Origin of the sequence: Henriciella sp. (assembly GCF_049649345.1) — a bacterium.
Lineage (GTDB): Bacteria > Pseudomonadota > Alphaproteobacteria > Caulobacterales > Hyphomonadaceae > Henriciella.
On record NZ_JBARZC010000332.1, the window covers coordinates 1 to 18,852 of the forward strand.

The following is an 18,852-nucleotide window of genomic DNA, read 5'->3' on the forward strand; positions in this document are numbered from 1 at the left end:
TTACAGGCGTTGGCCGCGTCGAGGGTCGCGACTGCATGATCGTCTGCAATGACGCGACGGTGAAGGGCGGCGCCTATTTCCCGATGACGGTGAAGAAGCATTTGCGCGCCCAGGAAATCGCGCTTCAAAACCATCTGCCTTGCATCTATCTCGTCGACAGCGGCGGCGCGAACCTGCCACACCAGTCTGAAGTCTTCCCCGACCGGGAGCATTTCGGCCGGATTTTCTACAATCAGGCGCAGATGAGTGCGAAGGGCATCCCGCAGATCGCATCCGTTATGGGCTCGTGTACGGCGGGCGGCGCCTATGTGCCGGCCATGTCTGACGAAGCAATTATCGTGCGAAAACAGGGCACGATCTTCCTTGGCGGCCCGCCGCTCGTTAAAGCGGCCACCGGCGAGGAGATTTCAGCCGAGGATCTTGGCGGGGCGGATGTTCATGCCCGCAAATCCGGCGTGGCCGATCATTATGCTGCGAGTGACGACCATGCGCTCGCCATTGTCCGCTCGATCGTTCGAACGCTGCATATTCCCAAGCCGGACACGGTCGGTCTCACAGAACCGGCTGAGCCGCTTTACGATGCGCGAGAGCTGCATGGCCTGGTGCCGCAGGATGTCCGCGAGCCTTATGATGCGCGCGAAGTCATTGCCCGCCTCGTCGACGGCTCTGAGTTTCACGAATTCAAACACCTCTATGGCGAAACGCTCGTCTGCGGTTTTGCGAAGCTCTACGGCATGCCCGTCGCCATTCTTGCCAATAATGGCATTCTCTTTTCCGAAAGCGCGCAGAAGGCGGCCCACTTCATCGAACTGGCCGATCAGCGCCGTATCCCGCTCCTTTTCCTGCAGAACATCACCGGCTTCATGGTCGGCTCAAAGTACGAAGCAGGCGGCATCGCCAAGGATGGCGCGAAGATGGTGACGGCAGTGGCCACGGCGTCCGTACCAAAGCTGACCCTCGTGACCGGTGGCAGCTTCGGCGCAGGCAATTACGGCATGTGCGGGCGCGCTTACTCTCCGCGTTTCCTCTTTATGTGGCCCAATGCGCGCATTTCTGTCATGGGCGGGGAACAGGCGGCCTCGGTTCTCGCCACCGTCAAACGCGAGGGCATGGAGCGGCGCGGAGAGGACTGGAGCGCTGATGACGAACAAGCCTTCAAGGAACCGATTCGCGACCTCTATGAGCGCGAAGGCAGCCCGTATTTCTCGACTGCGCGCCTCTGGGATGACGGGATCATCGACCCGGCCGACACCCGCCGCGTGCTTGGCCTTGCTCTCTCGACAGCCCTGAATGCGCCGCTCGGCGAACGCGGTTTTGGCCTGTTCCGCATGTAGGATTACGTCTGTGTCGTGAACGGGTTTTCACGCAACAGTCTGCCCTCTCTCGCTTATGTTGTGACCTGCGCCGCAACTGACGGCGTCAAGCGAGGAGCAGTAGAGTATGACGTCACACACACCATTCCTTGTCGCCGCAGCTTTTGCGACGGCTCTCATGGGTCATTCGGGCGCGCTGCCTGACTTTTCAGGCCTGGATTCCGACAGTGAAATCCGCGGGTCGATGACCGTTGTCAAAGGCGCCCGGTCAGCGTCTCTGGCGTTGAACTCCGGGCAGTTGGAAGCGGCAGACTGGATGTCTGAAACAGGTCTCATCGCCTCAATCAATGATGCTTGAAGCATTCTTGATGTCAGCCCTAAGCTAAGCCGAGCTTGCGACCGATACATACTATTAGGCCTTTGTCTCCCCCGACAATTTCCTTATTCAGGGGTCTGCTTCGGCAGACCCCTTTTTCTTGTGTTTGGCCCGATTGCATGCGAACGCCGTAAAAACAGAAGGCGAGTCTGGGAGAAGGGCGCTGGCCAGAAACAATTTCGATTTTCTGCGGCTCGTCTTTTCGCTTGGCGTTGTCGTCTTTCACGCCGTCGCGCTGTCGGCAGTAGCGGCATTCAGCGCAACAGAGGCGTTTCTGGGCCTCCTGGCCGAACTGTCCATCCAGGGCTTCTTCATTGTGTCGGGTGCGCTCGTCTACGGGTCGCTCCAGCGCTCCGGCTCCCTCGGTGTTTATGCCGAAAAGCGCTTGCGGCGCCTTTATCCCGCCTATGCCACGATCGTCCTCATTCCGGTCCTGATCAGCGGCTTTCTGACGGGCTGGGCTGGCAGCGAGGCGATCCTGCACTATCTCGGCGCTAACCTCATCTTCCTCAATTTCCTCGCGCCTGAGCTTCCCGGCTTGTTCGACACCAATCGGTTCACCGAGGTGAATGGGGCGCTCTGGACGCTGAAGATCGAAGTTATGTTCTATATCGCACTGCCAGTCCTGGCGTGGCTCCTGAACGTGTCAGGCCGGTTGTGGTGGGCGTTGCTGGTGGCCGTCTACATCGCAGCCGAAGCCTGGCGGCATCTGATGCCGCTGCTGCTTGATCATCCGTTTGCGCCGGATATCGCGCGCCAGCTGCCGGGGCAAATGGCTTTCTTTGCGAGCGGCATGTTGCTGTGGCGGACACGCGACTGGGCCAAGATGAATGTGTTCGTCCTGCTCGGTGTTGGTGCTGTGCTCTTTGCTGCGTCATTCCTTCATCTCGGGCTGAGCCCGCTTCGCCCGGCCGGGCTCGCCGCGCTTGTCTTCGCCTTGGCTTATCTGCCCGGCCTTCATATCCCGGCCGCGCGGTTCGGCGATGTGAGCTATGGCCTCTACATCACTCATTTCCCGATCCTTCAGGCGCTCGTCATGCTGGGTCTGTTTGCATCGCTCGGATTCGGCCTGGCGTTTGGGCTCGCCCTTGCGCTCGTCACGGCTGCGAGTGTCCTGCTCTGGCATCTTGTCGAGAAACCGGCGCTTCGCCGCGACAGCCATTATCGCAAGGCGAGTGAGACAGACTGATCTGGTTTATTCCCAAAGCTGGAGCAACCGAATAGGGTTGGCCGCGACAGGAGATTTCCATGGCTTATGAAACAATCGAGCTTGATGCGACGCCCGGCGGCATCGCTGTGCTGACCCTCAACCGCCCGGATAAACACAACGCCTTCAACGCCCTCGTCATCGAAGAGCTGACAGATGCGCTCGAGACGCTGGAGGAGCAGACCACGATCCGCATGGTCATCCTGCGGGGCAATGGCAAAAGCTTCTCGGCCGGCGCAGACCTTGAATGGATGAAAGCCGCTGCGGACTATACGCGCCATGAGAATGAAGAGGACGCCTTCAAGCTCGCCGAGATGCTGCGTAAACTCGCCGAGCTGCCTCAGATGACGGTCGCGCTGGTCCAGGGCGCCGCCATGGGCGGCGGGGCAGGGCTCGTCGCGGCCTGCGACATCGCGGTCGCGCTCAAGGACACCAAATTCCGCTTCTCCGAAGTCCGCCTTGGCCTGACGCCCGCCACGATCAGCCCCTTCGTCATGAACGCCATCGGCCCGCGCTGGGCGAAAGCGCTGTTTGTCTCCGCCGAGAGCTTCGACGCCGCTTTCGCAGAGCGGATCGGCCTTGTGCAATATGTCGTTGAGGATGAAGCCGGGCTGACCGAAATGGAAGAATATCTCGCCGGCCTCGCGATGAATGCCGCCCCAGGGGCTGTGGCTGACTCAAAACGTCTGGTCCAGGACCTTTACGGCGCAGAGACAGATAGCACGCTCAGCCATGAAACAGCAAAGCGGATCGCTGCCCGCCGCGCCAGCGATGAAGGCAAGGAAGGCCTGTCAGCGTTTCTTGAAAAGCGGAAACCGGATTGGGCTGAAATCTGATCAGCCGGCGTCGGGCGGCCCGCCGACAGGTATGCCCCAGTCGCGTAAAATATTCAGGATCGCATCGACGGGGTTGATGCCGGTCATCTGCTCAATCGGCTCCTGGGCGAAATAGATGATCGCCGCGATCAGAAGCGCAAAGATCAGGAACTGGCTGAGGGACTTCAGGATGAAAGCGCCCGCTGAGCCGATAATGAACCCGCCCGCGCCATAGATCGCTGCACCGAGAAACGGATTTACGCCGGTTGCCGCGGCCTGCTCATAGCCGAGATAAGCGCCGATGCCGCCCCCGACCACGCCAGCGAGCACGCTGACATTCCTGTTTGCCATATAAGCCATGAAGCATCCCCTCTTGATCGCTTGGTCGCGAGCCTAGACCAGCTCATGCTAAATGCCCAGCGCAGCGGGATATTGCACATTTTAGGTCGCGTTCCTGCCACCTTAGCGGGTAAAGACCGGACCTATGCCGCGGTTTTCGAAGATATCAGAATGGCTTAGCGCCGAGCGGGAAGCGTTACGTGCGCGCTTCGTGAGGGGGCCGTTTTCGGCCGGATTTTTCGAATTTGTCAGCTTCGGCATCAAACAGGGCTGGGCCTGTATCTTTGGCGGGCTCTTACTTGTCCTGATCCTGGCCACCCATTTCTGGTATCCGGACGCGGCCGCGCTCAGCCGCTATGACTTTCTCGTTCTGGCCGCCATCGCCCTCCAGCTTGGCCTGCTCGCAACCGGGCTGGAGACGCTTGAAGAGGCGCGCATCATCCTTGTCTTCCACATCGTCGGTACGATCATGGAAATCTTCAAGACGAGCGCTGGAAGCTGGATCTACCCGGAAGACAATCTCCTGCGCATCGCCGGCGTCCCGCTCTTTTCTGGCTTCATGTATGCTGCCGTCGGCAGCTATCTCGCCCGCGTCTGGCGTATCTTTGAATTCCGGTTCGACCATTTTCCGCCGCTCTGGCAGCAGGGGCTTCTGGCTTTTGCGATCTACATCAACTTCTTCGCCCACCATTTCCTGCCGGATATCCGCTACGCCCTGTTTGCGGCCTGCGCGCTCATCTACTGGCGGACCTGGGTCAACTTCCGGCCGGACCGCGCCTACCGCAAAATGCCGCTTCTGGTTGGCTTCGGACTTGTCGCGCTGTTCATCTGGTTTGCGGAGAATCTCGGAACCCTCGCCCGCGCCTGGACGTATCCCGGTCAGGAAGCAGCCTGGAAACTTGTTTCCCCGGCGAAATTCGGGTCTTGGTATCTTCTCATGATCATAAGTTTCGTGCTGGTGGCGCTGATCCATCGCACACGGGAAGGACGCCATGCTGAAGAGCCTGCTAATCGCCAATCGCGGTGAGATTGCCTGCCGGATCGTAGAGACGTGCAAACGCCTCGGGATTCGCACGATCGCAGTCTATTCAGATGCCGACACCTATGCCCGCCATGTCAAGGCGGCCGATGAGGCGATCCATATTGGCGCAGCCCCTGCCGCAGAGAGCTATCTCGATGCAGACCGCATTATCGAGGCGGCAAAATCGGCGCGCGCAGAGGCGATCCATCCGGGCTACGGTTTCCTGTCGGAGAACGCAGAATTTGCAGATGCGGTGACCAAGGCCGGCTTGATCTGGGTCGGGCCGAAGGCGGAGACAATCCGGGAGATGGGCCTTAAGGATGAGGCCAAACGTATTGCCGAAGAGGCGGGCGTCCCCGTGCTGCCGGGCTATCGCGGCGAGGCGCAGGACGCTGCAACGCTTGAAGCCGAGGCCGAAAAGATTGGCTATCCAATTCTCATCAAGGCCGTCGCGGGCGGCGGGGGCCGAGGCATTCGGCTTGTCACGAAGAAGGCCGATCTTGCAGGCGAGCTGGAAAGCGCCGTGCGCGAGGCCAAATCCGCCTTTGGCGATGGCCGCGTCATGCTGGAAAAGCTGGTTGAACAGCCGCGCCACATCGAGGTGCAGGTCTTCGGCGACAGCCATAGCGAGGCCGTCCACCTCTATGAGCGCGATTGTTCGCTCCAGCGCCGCCGCCAGAAAGTCGTCGAGGAAGCGCCCGCACCCGGTATGCCTGACGACGTCCGCGAGGCGATGACGGACGCGGCCGTGAAGCTCGCCAAGGCGGTCGGCTATGAAGGCGCAGGCACGGTCGAATTCATCGTCGATGGCGCGCGCCCGCTCGCCAAGGATACGTTCTGGTTCCTCGAAATGAACACGCGCCTTCAGGTCGAGCATCCGGTGACAGAACTTGTCACGGGAACCGACCTTGTTGAATGGCAGCTGCTCGTCGCATCGGGCGAGAAAATCCCTCTGAAACAGGAAGATATCCCGCTTTCCGGACATGCGATCGAGGCGCGGATCTGCGCGGAGGACCCGGCAGACGGCTTTCGGCCAGGGGCGGGGCGCCTCGCCGCCTTCGACCTCGGCGAGCCTGACCTGTTCGCGGGCGAAACCTGCGAGGATGACGGCCTCCACTACCGCCTCGATACAGGCTTCGAGACAGGCGACACGGTGCCGGCAACCTATGATTCCATGATCGCGAAGATGATCATCAAAAGCTGGGATCGCAGCAGTGCAATTGAAGCGCTCTCCGAGCAGCTTGAGCAGTCCATCGTCGCGGGTATTCCCTGCAATATTGGCTTCCTCAAACGATGCGTGGACCATGACGTCTTCCGGGCCGGTACCCATCATGTGAACTGGATCGCAGAGGAAATCGACGCGCTCGCAATACCGCCAGAAGGCGGGGCCGAAGCCGCCGCGTCATTCATTGCAGGTATCCTGTTGCAGCCAATAGGCAGTGACCCTTGGGACATCACCGATGGCTGGCGCATGAACGCGGCCCCGCGCCGCTCAATCCGCCTTCTCGTTGGTGAAGATATCATCGAAGCAGCAGCTGACAGCGGCGAGCTTCCAGACGACTGGCAGGCAATCGGGCTCTCTGACAGTCGCTTCGCTGTCGGTATTGGCGGCGAAACGTGGCTGGTCGAAGTGCCCGATTATGAGGCCGAGGCCGAAGCCATCGCTGGCGGAGATCGTGTCGCAGCGCCGATGCCCGGCAAGCTGATCGATCTTCGCGTCAAAGCGGGCGATGCGGTCACAAAGGATCAGACGGTCGCCGTCATGGAGGCGATGAAGATGGAGCACAGCCTGAAAGCGCCGCGCGATGGCGTGGTGAAAGCGACGGGGGCGGATGTCGGCGAACAGGTCGGCGAAGGCGCGATGCTGATCGAATTGGAAGAGGCCTGAAATCTGCCTCATTCAGGCGTTGTAAACATGGCGCTTTGTAATGTTTTGAACACTGCGCGTTTCGCCTGATTCCCGGATTTGCCTGGAGGTCTGTTTGGCCCTTTCTGCCCTCATCCTGTCACTGGCTTACCAGCTCTCAGCGACGAGCGGGCCGGTCGATCAGGCGCTGACGGCGACTGAAACACCCGACACGCTTCGCGCCGCGTTCACGGTTGAGCTGAAAAGTCCGAAAGCGCTTCGGGCTTTCCGCTTTGACCCCCGCGAGCAGGGTGCCAATCGCTGGATGCTGATCGAGGCAAGTGGCGAGGATGATGATCTCGACGAGGCCGTCGCGGCTTGGGCGAGCGAGCCTGCGCCGGATGGCCGGCTCTTCCCCGATGACCTGAGATTAAGTGTTGGCCAGCGTGTCGATGTAAAGGATCTAGGCGGCGCCTGGCGCGTTCACTTCAGCCACAAGCCTTCCCTCAATGATGGCGAGCTTGATGTCTGGCTTGCCGAGCGCGTCAACGCCGAGGCGTGGCTCGACCCGGTTTCAGGCCGCTTCCTGCGGCTTGATTACAGCCTGCCGCGGCCTGTGCGCGGCCCGGACGGCGGGCGGCTCACCGATTTCGCTCAGACCTATTTCCTCGAATCGGATCCCGAATGGGGCCTCTCCTACATCGCCGCCTATTCGATGAGCTTCGAAGCCAAGGGCGGATTTCGCACGATCCGTCGCGACTACAGCGCGACCGTCACCTCGATCGAATTTTTCTTCTCCAGCCGGGACGCTGAAGAAAAATTTGAAGCTGAACAGCATCGCACATCTGGTCGTTCGCTCGCAGGACGTTAAGTTCTGAAGCATGGCTTTGAACATGGTTAAGCTCTGCGTGGGCGCAGATGACGTCGGCGATCTTGTCGGCTGGCAGAAGCGCGTGATGAAGACCCGCAAGGCGCCCGTGCATCATACGCGCATGGTGCCGAAGCGTATCGAAGAACTGCTCGATGGCGGGTCCATCTTCTGGGTCATCAAGGGCGTCATCCAGGTCCGTCAGGCCTTCACCGACATACGCGTCATCGATGATCGCAATGGACGCAAGGCCTGCGAGCTTGTCTTCGATCCTGAACTGATCGCGGTCGACCCGATGCCGAAGCGGCCCTTCCAAGGCTGGCGCTATCTGAAAATGAGCGAAGCACCCAAAGACCTGAATCCGGGAAGCGCAGGCCAGGACATTCCTCCCGAGCTTCATGCCAAGCTGAAAGACGCCATGGTCTGGTAGGGGCTGCGTTCGAGCGTCAGTTGCCCTGGAAGAGTAGCCGGATAAAGGTGCGATATTGCATGATCTGGCTGGCGAGGACTTTGGGATCGTCAAACACTTTCGACAATATGATGCCGCCCTCGACGGTGACCGATAGCATATCGGCCAGTGCCTCGACATCAATGTCGGTGCGCGGAGGGTAGGCCTCGACGATCTCCTCCAGAAAGCTCAGGAACAGGGCGCGCCATCGCACCATCCCATCGCGGTTCATCGCCCGGATGTCGTCGTTGAACTGCTTGTCGTGATAGGTGACAGTGGCGACCATGCAGCCTGGATGGGCCTCGTCCATGTTGCCCATCGTTTCCGCAAGCATGCGCAGGCCGACCAGATAGGCGTGTAGTGGATCGTCGCTAAGTTCGCGTGCGCGCTCAAAGATGCTGCCAAGAATGACGTCATCCTGTTCGAAGGAGCGGCTGAGGAGTGCGCGGGCAAGCTCTGTCTTGTCGCGAAAATGGTAGAAGAAGCCGCTCTTGGTCAATTCGGCTTCGGCAATGATTTCGTCGATCGACGTATTCGAAAAGCCTTTTGCCAAGACAGCTGATTCCGCAATCTCAAGGATCCGGTCACGGGTTATCTCGCCCTTGGTTTTGGTCGTGGTGCTCATCAGCCGGCTCTTGTTTCACGGATTTTACTGGACCGAAGGTACAGTTTTGCACCTGCGAAGGGAAGCGAGACCTTTCCTGAAGTGCCAACACGGCGCTGTAACCCGCAGAAATAGAAACGTTTTTCCTCTGAATCTGAAAATCGTACCACGCGGTTTCTAGTGTGAATGCCGTTCTCCAGCGATGTTCCGTCCAGCGGAGGCATTGGGCCTCGCTATTAAATTGAACCGGAGGAGCCAGTCATGTTTGGTCTGCTTGATTATTTCTTTTTTGCCGTTTTCGGCGCACTTGTCCTGCAGGACTTCATCATCCCTGCGAGGACATTCCCGACTGTGAAAGCCTGGCGCCTGAAAGGGCTGGCTTCAGCGGTGATGTACTTTTTCCTGGCGGGCTATTCGCCCTTTATCTGGGATGCCTGGCTTGGCCAGTACCAGCTTGTTGATGGTACGGCGTGGCCGGTCTGGATCGCCGGCCCCGCGGCCCTGCTGGTCTACCAGCTTGGGATCTATACCTGGCATCGCACGATGCATGGCAGCAACGTTTTGTGGCGCACATTCCACCAGACACACCACAGCGCTGAACGCGTCGACATCTGGGGCGCGCTCTATTTCCACCCGCTGGATGTGCTCGGCTTCGCATTCGTCGGCAGTCTGGCCCTCACACTCACGCTTGGCGTGGCGCCTGGGGCAATCATGTTCGCAGTCATGGTCAGTACTTTCTGTGGCCTGTTCCAGCACGCGAATATTCGGACGCCGCATTGGCTGGGCTACTTTATCACCCGGCCCGAAAGTCACGCGCTTCACCATGAGCGCGGCATTCATTGCTACAATTACGGCGACATCCCCATCTGGGACATGCTGTTCGGAACGTTCCGCAACCCGAAAGTGTGGGAAGGGCAGGCGGGTCTCGTCGATGGTGGATCGGGCCGGTATATCGACCTGCTGATCGGGCGGGACATCACAAAGGCGCGCACGCGCCGAGGGGCAAAGGACCCGCAGATCTTGCAGGCGTCCAAAGTGATCGCCCTCTGCCTGATTTCCAGTAGCCTTATCGGCTATAGCGGCTCAATGCTCTGGAGCCTTATCTAGAAAAACGGCCGGAGAAATTCTCCGGCCGTTTTAATCTGTCTAAGCTGTCCGGTCAGTCGACCTGTTCCGGATTGTCTTTTTTCTTCTTCTTGGGCTTTTGCTTTTTGCCCTTGTCCTCGATGAATTCGAAGGCAAGCTTCTCCTTGTCCTTCTTGTCCACCGTGATCTTGACGGCGCCGCCCTTGGCGAGCTTGCCGAACAGAAGCTCCTCGGCCATCGGCTTCTTGACGTGCTCCTGAATGGTGCGCGCCAGAGGCCGGGCCCCGAACTCCTCGTCGAAGCCGCGCTTGGCAAGCCAGCCGCGGGCCCCTTCGGAGAGCTCGATCGTCACATTGCGGTCTGCAAGCTGGACTTCCAGCTGAAGCACGAACTTCTCGACAACCCGCTCGATGATCTCCGGTGTGAGACCACCGAATGTGATCGTTGCATCGAGACGGTTGCGGAATTCCGGCGTGAAGAGGCGTTTGAGCGCATCTTCCTGCTCGTCTTCGCGCTTGCCGCGGCCGAAGCCGATCGAGTTCTTGGCCGCGTCGGACGCACCGGCATTCGTTGTCATGATCAGGATGACATTCCGGAAGTCGACCTTGCGGCCATTGGCATCTGTCAGTGAGCCATTGTCCATGACCTGAAGCAGGATGTTGAACAGGTCCTGATGCGCCTTCTCGATCTCATCGAGCAGGAGCACGCAGTGCGGATGCTGCATCACGCCATCGGTGAGCAGGCCGCCCTGGTCAAAGCCGACATAGCCCGGAGGCGCGCCGATCAGGCGGGAGACGGTGTGCCGCTCCATATATTCCGACATGTCGAAGCGCAGCAGCTCTACGCCCATGATGGAAGCGAGCTGGCGGGCAACTTCGGTCTTGCCGACGCCGGTCGGGCCGGTAAACAGGTAGGAGCCGATTGGCTTGTTCGGTTCGCGAAGGCCGGCGCGGGCAAGCTTGATCGAAGACGACAGCGCCTCGATGGCTTCGTCCTGTCCGTAGACAACGCGCTTGAGGTCCGGCTGCAGGTTTTTCAGGGCAGTAGCATCGTCCTTGGTGACCTGTTTCGGGGGGATGCGGGCAATCTTGGCGATGATCGCCTCGATCTCGCGTACACCGATCTGCTTGCGCCGGCGGCTTTCCGGGACCAGCCACTGAGTCGCGCCCGCTTCGTCGATCACATCGATCGCCTTGTCCGGCAATTTGCGGGCGGTGATGTAGCGGGCCGAGAGTTCGACAGCTGCCTTGATCGCTTCATTCGTGTAGCGAAGGCCGTGGAATTCCTCGAAGGTCGGCTTGAGGCCGGTCAGGATTTTCACAGCATCAGGGACGGTCGGTTCGACCACATCAATCTTGCGGAAGCGGCGGGCGAGCGCCCGGTCCTTCTCAAAGTGCTGCTTGTATTCCTTGAAGGTGGTCGAGCCCATGCAGCGAACCTCGCCGCTTTGCAGGGCGGGCTTGAGCAGGTTGGATGCGTCCATCGCGCCGCCTGAGGTCGCGCCAGCGCCGATGACGGTGTGGATCTCGTCGATGAACAGGATACCTTTTTCCTGTTCGCCGATTTCCTTCATCACGGCCTTGAGGCGCTCCTCGAAGTCACCGCGATAGCGCGTGCCGGCAAGGAGTGCGCCCATATCGAGCGCCCAGATGACAGCGTCTTCCAGGATTTCCGGAACCTCGTCGTCGACAATCTTTTTGGCGAGACCTTCGGCGATTGCCGTCTTGCCGACGCCGGGGTCTCCGACGAGAACCGGATTATTCTTCGAGCGGCGGCAGAGCACTTCGATACAGCGTTCAATCTCGGAATCGCGACCGATCAGCGGGTCGATCTTGCCCTGCTTGGCCTTCTCATTGAGGTTCACGCAATAAGCTTCGAGCGCTTCCTTGGCCGGGCCAGGCTTGGACTGCTGTTCGGTCTCTTCGGCGCCGCGCGGGGTCGAGCTGCGCGACATGCCGGGCGATTTGGCGAGCCCGTGCGAGACGAAATTCACCGCGTCATAGCGCGTCATGTCCTGCTCCTGCAGGAAGTAGGCAGCGTGGCTCTCGCGTTCGGAGAAGATGGAAATCAGCACGTTCGCGCCGGACACTTCATCGCGCCCGGAGCTTTCAACATGCAGAATAGCGCGCTGCACGACACGCTGGAAGGCGGCCGTCGGCTGCACGCTGGCACCCGGACTGTCCGTTACCAGGCTTGAGAGTTCTTCATCGATATACTGGGTCAGCGCTTCGCGCAGCTGTTTGATATCGACCTTGCAGGCCGTCATCACTTCAACAGCGTCGGTATCTTCGGTCAGTGCGAGCAGTAAGTGTTCCAGCGTCGAATATTCATGCTGGCGCTCCCCAGCGAGGTTGAGCGCTTTTTCCAGGGCATTCTCGAGGCTATCGGTCAGCGAAGGCATTTGTCCTAATCCTCTTTTTCCATCGTGCATTGCAGAGGATGTTCGTTACGTCGCGCCAGATCCATGACCTGGGCCACCTTCGTCTCAGCGACCTCGAAGGTATAAACTCCACAAACGCCGACACCTTTCTGGTGTACGTGGAGCATAATGCGAGTCGCCTGTTCGCGGCTCTTGTTGAAAAACTGCTCGAGAATGAAGACGACAAATTCCATCGGCGTGTAGTCGTCATTCAGAAGCAGAACGCGGTACATGGACGGTTTCTTCGTCTTGACGCGCGTCTGTGTTGCGAGACCTGGTCCCTCTGTGTCACCGGGCTTCGTCGGCCCTTTCGGACCTTCGGGATCGGCAAGTCTTGGTCTGAAGTCTCTGGCAGTCATGGTGCAAAGATATGGTCTGGGTTGGGCAATTTTAAGCCTGAGGGCTGGAGGATTACTGCTCAAGCTGTTTTTCCGACTCGTGCTTTCAACTCCTCGATCAGCTTTTCGATCCGTTTCCGGTTCGCTCCCATGTCATGGTAACCGACTCGCGAGCGGGAATAGACGGCTAATTGTGACTTGTGCCCATCATTCTTGTCTTCCAGCACGCGGATTGTCACATCGTCCTTGAATTTGAGAAGTTTCGTGGCAGCGACCGCTTCGATCTGCATCGTCTCGGCGGCTGTCGATGAAACCGTCCAGCGGTCCTTGCTGGCGGCGAGGTCCTGGACAGCCTGGAACAGCGCGCCCGGATCGGCTTCGAAAGTCGGGGATAGCGTATCCGGCTCGGCTGACTGGCAGAGACCGGCCGGCGCAAGCAGATAGGTGTTGGGAGAGGAGGGACGCTCGAGCGTCGCAAAGTCAGTGTGTTCCGCCATGAGACAAGTCTAAACACTGATTACGCCGAACGCACCCGCCAGAAACACCAATCGGACAAAAAAATCGGCCAGCTGAACGAATCAGCTGGCCGAACTTCTAGTCTCGCGGGGAGAAAAGTTTACGAGGCTTTCGCCTTGTTTGCAGCTTTCTTCGTCTCGGCGATCGCTTCTTCGGTGAACCCGGCGAAAGGCTGCATGCATTCTTTCATGGCACCGGAGTAGATGCCGGCAAGCTCGCTGAGGCCGTCCATATGAGCCTTGAAAGCGGTCTTCATGTAGGAGGACTGGATTTCCATCGCTTCTTCGACGGTCGTCGCGCCAGCAAGTGTTTTTCCGGTCTCGACCGTCATGCTCATGCGGTCCTGGGCCTGGCGCATAACAGCGGCGCTGGCATCCTGGAAGCTTTTCACAGAGGCTTTCGCGCTCTCGGTGCTTGCGGTCATAGCGTCTTTGCCCATGTCACCGAACTGCGTGGCGAACGGGAAGGATTTTACAAAATTCTCTGGAGCAAACGCTCCGAACATGTTGGTTTCAGTTTTAGCCATAGTGAACTCCTTTGATGTCCTAGATATAAGGCATCTTCTTCGCAGTTGCAACATATTTTTGTGCACCGCACAATATTAACCAATTTCGGGCGGTATGGCTCCTGCATGGTTATGCGCTTAACGGCTGGATAATAGAATTAAGCCATTCTATGTTAAATCCTGGAAGGGCCGGGGTTCGCAGCGTGTTCAACGGAGGGACGTCCATGGCAATATTCGCTGGCAGGAAGAAGATCCAGGCAGCATTGGGTGCATTTGCGATTCTGATTTCGATGGCGCCCGCTGCCGTCGCAGAGAAGTATGCATCGATTGTGGTCGACGCCGATACGAATGAAGTGCTGCATGCGCGTCATGCCGACGAGCCGCGCTATCCTGCATCCCTGACCAAAGCCATGACCCTCTACATGTTGTTTGACGCGCTGAAGTCCGGCGAAGTCACGCTGAACGAGCGTATGGGTGTTTCGCGCCATGCCGCGAGCCAGCCGCCATCTGCCCTGCGCCTGAAAGTCGGCTCGACGATCAGCGTTCGCGATGCGATCGAAGCGCTTGTCACCAAATCTGCCAATGATGTCGCCGCTGTCGTGGGCGAGAGGCTTGGCGGGACCGAGTCGCGCTTTGCCACACTCATGACCGCTCAGGCCAAGGCGCTGGGCATGAACAATACGACCTTCCGCAACGCATCCGGTCTTCCCGATACGCGCCAGCTCTCAACGGCCCGCGACATGGCCATTCTCGCAGAACGCCTGCTTGAGGATCATGCCGATTATTATCACTATTTCTCCCGCTCCAGCTTCAGCTGGGGCAACCGCACCTACAACAACCACAACAATCTGCTTGCCTCGGTCGCCGGTGTTGATGGCATCAAGACGGGCTATACACGCGCCTCAGGCTTCAACTTGATGGCCTCTGCCAAGCGCGATGACCGCCGCGTCATAGCCATCATGTTTGGCGGCTCGACGTCCAAGTCCCGCGACGCCCATGTCACAGATTTGATTGAGGCGGCCTATAACAGCTTTGACGAGAATAGTGAGGCCGACGAGCTGAAGGCGAGCTACGCGTTCAGCGCCCTGCAATCGCCAATCGACCCGGACGGCGCCGCTCTACCCATGCTGAATGGCCAGGTCTTCAGCCCGGATGCTGTCGTCGGAGAAGGCGATGAAAGCGGCGGTTTCGAAGTGCTTATCCCCGCGCCGGACAATTGATCGGCTGGCTTTTGCCGGTCTGACGCGAAAACGAATAAAGGCGCCTCTTATCGGGGCGCCTTTTTTGTTTGGGTATCCGGAAAGAGTAGCGTCGCCCTTGGCTCAGAAGGCGATTTCAGCGCCTGCAAGGCTAGGCAGTTGGAGCAGAATGAGCAGGTCGCGCAGCTCCTGGCGGGCGGCGACATGGCTCATCGTGAAGGCGACATTCGAGCCGCGCTCAGTCAGGTCCAGCAGGGTCAGGCCGGCCGGGAAGAGCTCGCGATATATGACGCGCTCGGACAGGCCGGGCGCTAGCCTGAACCCGATTCTCTTTGACAGATTGCTCAGCGCTTCGCCGACCTTCTGCTTGTTGCGCGCTTCCAGCGGGGAGACCCGGTTGCGCATCACGATCCAGTCGATCGGCTTGCGCGAGGCCTGAGCCTTCTTCTTGCGGCAGTTCCAGACCATCTCGGAATAGAAGCTCGGCCGGATGACTTCGAGGGTCTGCGGGTTCACATCGCCGAGCAGGTCAAAATCGACGAAGCTGTCATTGAGCGGCGTGATCAGCGTATCGGCTGTCGTGTGGGCGAGACGCGACAGGAAGGTGTCGCCGCCTGGCGCATCAATGATGATAAAGTCGCTCACCTGTTTCAGCCGCTCAACGGCGCCGAGCAGGCGCTCGGTCTCTTCTTTTTCGGCGAGGTCGAGGTCACGTTCAGTGCTGGCATCGACACGAATGATTTCCGGCATGGGCAGCTTGGAGCCCGTCGACTGCATCCAGCGCAGGCGGTTCTCCAGATAGCGGGTCAGCGTGCGCTGGCGGACATCGAGATCGATGATGCCGACGCGCTGCTCCATGCGCATGAGCGCAACGGCGAGGTGCATCGACACGGTCGACTTGCCGGCCCCACCTTTTTCATTGCCCACAACGATCACGCGGCACTCACCTTCTGGTGACTGCCGCAGTGTCAGGGGACTGTCAGGCGATGAATCGACCGTTCTGAATCCATCTGCTGGCATTTGGGCTAACTCCACATTCGCCGTGCGTCACGGATCAGCAGCAATCACGCAGCCTGCTGGAACAGGCTGTCGTCTGCATACTCACCGGAAATGGGCATCGCGGCCGGCACATCACCAAACAGCAGCGCATCGTGCGCGCTCGCCGCGAATGGGCTGGTTCCGGCCATCATCGGCTCTCCGTCGAACAGGTCACTGTCAAAGCTCATCGCGCCAAGAGACATGGCCGGTTCGGCTTCCACCACGATCGGCGCGTCGGCTGACACCATCGACAGGGCCGTCCGCAAGCGCTCAAGCGACGCAGACAGCGTGTTCAGCGCCGAGCTGTAAGCCGCACGTTCTGTGCCTGCGTCAAACATCCATTCGTCTTGCAGATCGGTCTTGCTTTCATCCAGCGGACGCCGGATAGGCTCTAGCGCGTAATCTGCTTTGGGCGTTGCAGCCCGGCGGGTGAATGAAGTGAGGCCGGCTACCGCCAGCATGGCTTTCAGTCGATGCATGATGGGCTTTCTCATAGGTGAACAATTCGGGCGAAATGGTTAACAGGTCGTTTACGAAATCAGAATTCGGAGGCTTCTCCAAGTGAACAATCAGCAGGCGATGATCGTCAGAACACGCAAGGATTTGAGGGCTGCGGTCGAGGTAGCGCGGCAAAAAGGCAAGAAAATCGGGTTTGTACCGACCATGGGCGCGCTGCATGACGGGCATATCTCGCTGGTCGAGAAAGCTGGGGATAAATCTGATTACGTTGTCGCCAGTATCTTCGTGAACCCGGCTCAGTTTGCCCCCGGCGAGGACCTCGACCGGTATCCGCGCAATGAGCAGGGCGACGTGGCCCGCCTCAGCGCGGCGGGATGCTCGCTCGTCTATTGCCCGAGCGTCGGGGAGATGTACCCCGAAGGCTCGCTGACGAATGTGCGCGTCGAGGAGATGAGCGACCTCCTTGATGGTATTTACCGCCCGCACTTCTTTTATGGTGTCGCCACAGTCGTTGCGCGGCTCTTCATCCATGTCGGCCCGGATGTCGCCGTGTTCGGGGAGAAGGACTATCAGCAGCTCCAGATCATCAAGCGCATGGTGCGTGATCTTGGCTTTCCGATCGAGATCATTGGCGGGAAGACCTGGCGCGACGGCGACGGTCTCGCCCAGTCCTCACGCAATGCTTATCTGAGCGAGGAGGAGCGCCAGCGCGCCAGCGCCATCTTCTCGGCACTGCACCGAGCGGCCTCACGCCTGCGGATTGGCGTGCCTGTCGAAGAGGCCATAAAAGAAGCCCGCGGGTTTATCCTCGGCGCGGGCTTCTCGAAACTGGATTATGTCAGCGCTGTCGATCCGGCGACCTTGCACGATCTCGGCGACGGGCCGCTGGAAGAGGGGCAGGGGTGCCGGCTCCTCGCGGCGGCCTGGATGGGATCAACCCGCCTTATCGACAACCTCGGCGTATAGCTGCTCGGGCGCATCTGCCCCGCGCGTATAGATCAGGACGCCATTGGCGATCTCCGGGATCAGCTTCTCAGCGATCGGGCGCTCAAGCGCCGGACAGCCCCAACTGCGGCCCATCTTGGCGCGGGTCGGTGTGACATAGTCCGCGCCATGGATCACGATAGCGCGCTCCCGCGCCGCCGAGTTCTCCTTGTCGAGGCCATCAAGGCGCAGCGACAGGCCATGCTTTCCGTAATAGGTTTCCGCGGTCACATATGACCCCAGTGAGCTCATCTTAGAGCCGCTGATATTTGAGAAAGCATCTGCGATCCCGTCATGATCCTTGTCGGAATTGCGCCCATGCGAGACGAGAAAGGCATCTGCCTCCATGGTCTCCATGTCGATCAGGAAAAAGCGCGGTTCGCTTGAGTGACGAGCATAGTCGATGACAATCATGACATCGTCATTCTTGACCTTGTCAGCGTGAAACGCGCGCGCAGCCAGCGCTTCACTCCAGAGATCAGCGCCCATCGCCTCATCAGCCGTTTTCGCCGCGGCGAGGCCGGCTGGCATCACGCTCAGGAACAGGGAAGCTAGAAGATAACGTGCGATATTTTTCATGGTTCTAAATTCTCATGGAAATTTGGCATAAAAGAGATGGGTTCCGTGCCGATTGCAGCTCTCCCGCATTAAATGTCAGTAGCATTGAAGGGTGCGGCCGGCTCGGTGCAGACCCCGGATTCCACTACCGCCAAGGCGGATTAGAAAACCCGCGGGCGCTCGGACTTGTCGACGTGCAGGCCGCATTCGGTCTTCGCCAGTCCGGCCCAGCGGCCCGAGCGAACATCATTCGGGTCTGCGGCCGGGCGTGTGCAGGGCCAGCAGCCGATCGACGGATAGCCCTGGGCGACCAGGGGATGCTTTGGCAGATTCCGGCGGGCGATGAAGCTGTCGACATCGTCCTGCGTCCAGCTTGCCAGCGGGTTCACCTTGAAGCGGCCAGCGCCATGTTCGAAGACGGGCAGGCTCAGGCGCGCACCGCCATGGAAGCGCTTTCGACCGGTGATCCAGGCATCGAAGCCTCGTAGAGCCGGCTCGAGCGGGCGCACCTTGCGCAGCGCGCAGCAGGCATCGGGATCGGACTTCCAGAGCATGTTCTTGGGATCGAGCACTTTGCGTTCTGTCTCGTTCGGCGGAATGTCGCGAACATTGATCAGGCCAAGGCGCTCGGTCAGCTCTTGCTTGTAATCGTGGGTCTGCGGGAAATGCATGCCCGTTTCGAGGAAGACAATCGGGAAATCGGGGTCAACATCTGCAATCAGGGCCAGCATGACGGCGCTCTCTGCCCCGAAGCTCGACACATAAGTGATCTTGTTTTCCCATTCGCGCACGAAGGAAGCGCGCAGGATCGTGGTGGCAGACGCATCACGCAGCTCGCCATTGAGCCGTGCCAGCCGGTCAGCGACAGGCTCTTTCAGGCGTGTCTGGTAATCACCATAAGGCATGAAGCGCC

21 protein-coding genes are annotated in these 18,852 nt (G+C 59.4%); 11 read left to right on the forward strand and 10 right to left on the reverse strand.

Going from position 1 to position 18,852, the window contains the following annotated elements:
* The 4 genes from WA989_RS08905 to WA989_RS08920 form a co-directional block, all read left to right on the forward strand.
* Positions 1-1,334: carboxyl transferase domain-containing protein (locus tag WA989_RS08905; protein WP_424340149.1), on the forward strand; the 1,334-nt coding region annotated here is incomplete at its 5' end.
* A gap of 106 nt (positions 1,335-1,440) precedes the next feature.
* Positions 1,441-1,671 carry a hypothetical protein gene (locus tag WA989_RS08910; RefSeq protein WP_424340150.1) on the forward strand — a complete coding sequence of 77 codons (231 nt, stop codon included), beginning with the start codon at positions 1,441-1,443 and terminating at the stop codon, positions 1,669-1,671.
* Between the two features lie 124 nt (positions 1,672-1,795).
* On the forward strand, positions 1,796-2,878 hold the full coding sequence (locus WA989_RS08915; RefSeq protein ID WP_424340151.1) for an acyltransferase family protein: 1,083 nt from the start codon (positions 1,796-1,798) through the stop codon (positions 2,876-2,878).
* Between the two features lie 59 nt (positions 2,879-2,937).
* Positions 2,938-3,732 carry an enoyl-CoA hydratase-related protein gene (locus WA989_RS08920; protein ID WP_424340152.1) on the forward strand — a complete coding sequence of 265 codons (795 nt, stop codon included), beginning with the start codon at positions 2,938-2,940 and terminating at the stop codon, positions 3,730-3,732.
* Here WA989_RS08920 and WA989_RS08925 read toward each other — a convergent pair whose 3' ends face one another.
* A complete protein-coding gene (locus WA989_RS08925) occupies positions 3,733-4,071 on the reverse strand; it encodes a hypothetical protein (RefSeq protein ID WP_424340153.1) in 339 nt (112 codons plus the stop codon).
* Positions 4,072-4,195: 124 nt separating this feature from the next.
* Here WA989_RS08925 and WA989_RS08930 point away from each other — a divergent pair, with 124 nt between their 5' ends.
* The 4 genes from WA989_RS08930 (at position 4,196) to WA989_RS08945 (ending at position 8,215) form a co-directional block, all read left to right on the forward strand.
* On the forward strand, positions 4,196-5,077 hold the full coding sequence (locus WA989_RS08930; protein WP_424340154.1) for a DUF817 domain-containing protein: 882 nt from the start codon (positions 4,196-4,198) through the stop codon (positions 5,075-5,077).
* Entirely contained in the window at positions 5,043-6,959 is a 1,917-nt protein-coding gene (locus tag WA989_RS08935; protein ID WP_424340155.1) for an acetyl/propionyl/methylcrotonyl-CoA carboxylase subunit alpha, read from the forward strand. Before WA989_RS08930 ends, WA989_RS08935 begins: the two co-directional genes overlap by 35 nt.
* A 94-nt stretch (positions 6,960-7,053) precedes the next feature.
* Entirely contained in the window at positions 7,054-7,788 is a 735-nt protein-coding gene (locus WA989_RS08940) for a hypothetical protein (protein ID WP_424340156.1), read from the forward strand.
* A gap of 10 nt (positions 7,789-7,798) precedes the next feature.
* Positions 7,799-8,215 (forward strand): DUF1489 family protein, encoded by a 417-nt coding sequence (locus WA989_RS08945; RefSeq protein WP_424340157.1) that lies wholly within the window; start codon positions 7,799-7,801, stop codon positions 8,213-8,215.
* A gap of 16 nt (positions 8,216-8,231) precedes the next feature.
* On the opposite strand, the gene WA989_RS08950 is transcribed toward WA989_RS08945, so the two are convergent.
* A complete protein-coding gene (locus WA989_RS08950) occupies positions 8,232-8,858 on the reverse strand; it encodes a TetR/AcrR family transcriptional regulator (protein WP_424340158.1) in 627 nt (208 codons plus the stop codon).
* Positions 8,859-9,098: 240 nt separating this feature from the next.
* On the opposite strand from WA989_RS08950, the gene WA989_RS08955 reads away from it, so the two are divergent.
* Positions 9,099-9,944 carry a sterol desaturase family protein gene (locus tag WA989_RS08955; protein WP_424340159.1) on the forward strand — a complete coding sequence of 282 codons (846 nt, stop codon included), beginning with the start codon at positions 9,099-9,101 and terminating at the stop codon, positions 9,942-9,944.
* A 52-nt stretch (positions 9,945-9,996) separates the two neighbouring features.
* Here the strand turns inward: WA989_RS08955 and clpA are convergent, their stop codons facing one another.
* From clpA to WA989_RS08975, 4 genes are all read right to left on the reverse strand, one after another.
* Positions 9,997-12,324 (reverse strand): ATP-dependent Clp protease ATP-binding subunit ClpA, encoded by a 2,328-nt coding sequence (clpA, locus tag WA989_RS08960; protein WP_424340160.1) that lies wholly within the window; start codon positions 12,322-12,324, stop codon positions 9,997-9,999.
* Between the two features lie 5 nt (positions 12,325-12,329).
* Positions 12,330-12,701, reverse strand: coding sequence for an ATP-dependent Clp protease adapter ClpS (gene clpS / locus WA989_RS08965; RefSeq protein ID WP_424340161.1), 372 nt, complete (start codon positions 12,699-12,701; stop codon positions 12,330-12,332).
* Positions 12,702-12,760: 59 nt separating this feature from the next.
* Positions 12,761-13,177 carry a DUF1499 domain-containing protein gene (locus WA989_RS08970; protein ID WP_424340162.1) on the reverse strand — a complete coding sequence of 139 codons (417 nt, stop codon included), beginning with the start codon at positions 13,175-13,177 and terminating at the stop codon, positions 12,761-12,763.
* A 119-nt stretch (positions 13,178-13,296) separates the two neighbouring features.
* Positions 13,297-13,722, reverse strand: coding sequence for a phasin family protein (locus WA989_RS08975; RefSeq protein ID WP_424340163.1), 426 nt, complete (start codon positions 13,720-13,722; stop codon positions 13,297-13,299).
* A gap of 203 nt (positions 13,723-13,925) precedes the next feature.
* Between WA989_RS08975 and WA989_RS08980 the strand changes: the two genes are divergently transcribed.
* Positions 13,926-14,921, forward strand: a complete 996-nt coding sequence (locus WA989_RS08980; RefSeq protein ID WP_424340164.1) for a D-alanyl-D-alanine carboxypeptidase family protein — start codon at positions 13,926-13,928, stop codon at positions 14,919-14,921.
* Between the two features lie 102 nt (positions 14,922-15,023).
* Here the strand turns inward: WA989_RS08980 and WA989_RS08985 are convergent, their stop codons facing one another.
* Positions 15,024-15,920, reverse strand: a complete 897-nt coding sequence (locus WA989_RS08985) for a division plane positioning ATPase MipZ (RefSeq protein ID WP_424340165.1) — start codon at positions 15,918-15,920, stop codon at positions 15,024-15,026.
* Positions 15,921-15,964: 44 nt separating this feature from the next.
* Positions 15,965-16,417, reverse strand: coding sequence for a hypothetical protein (locus tag WA989_RS08990; protein WP_424340166.1), 453 nt, complete (start codon positions 16,415-16,417; stop codon positions 15,965-15,967).
* A 100-nt stretch (positions 16,418-16,517) separates the two neighbouring features.
* On the opposite strand from WA989_RS08990, the gene panC reads away from it, so the two are divergent.
* On the forward strand, positions 16,518-17,363 hold the full coding sequence (gene panC, locus WA989_RS08995) for a pantoate--beta-alanine ligase (RefSeq protein ID WP_424340179.1): 846 nt from the start codon (positions 16,518-16,520) through the stop codon (positions 17,361-17,363).
* On the opposite strand, the gene WA989_RS09000 is transcribed toward panC, so the two are convergent.
* On the reverse strand, positions 17,331-17,960 hold the full coding sequence (locus WA989_RS09000; RefSeq protein ID WP_424340167.1) for a murein L,D-transpeptidase catalytic domain family protein: 630 nt from the start codon (positions 17,958-17,960) through the stop codon (positions 17,331-17,333). The two genes, panC and WA989_RS09000, sit on opposite strands and share 33 nt — an antisense overlap.
* A 140-nt stretch (positions 17,961-18,100) precedes the next feature.
* Complete coding sequence (locus WA989_RS09005) at positions 18,101-18,844, reverse strand: phosphoadenylyl-sulfate reductase (RefSeq protein WP_424340168.1); 744 nt, start codon at positions 18,842-18,844, stop codon at positions 18,101-18,103.
* Positions 18,845-18,852: the final 8 nt, after the last annotated feature.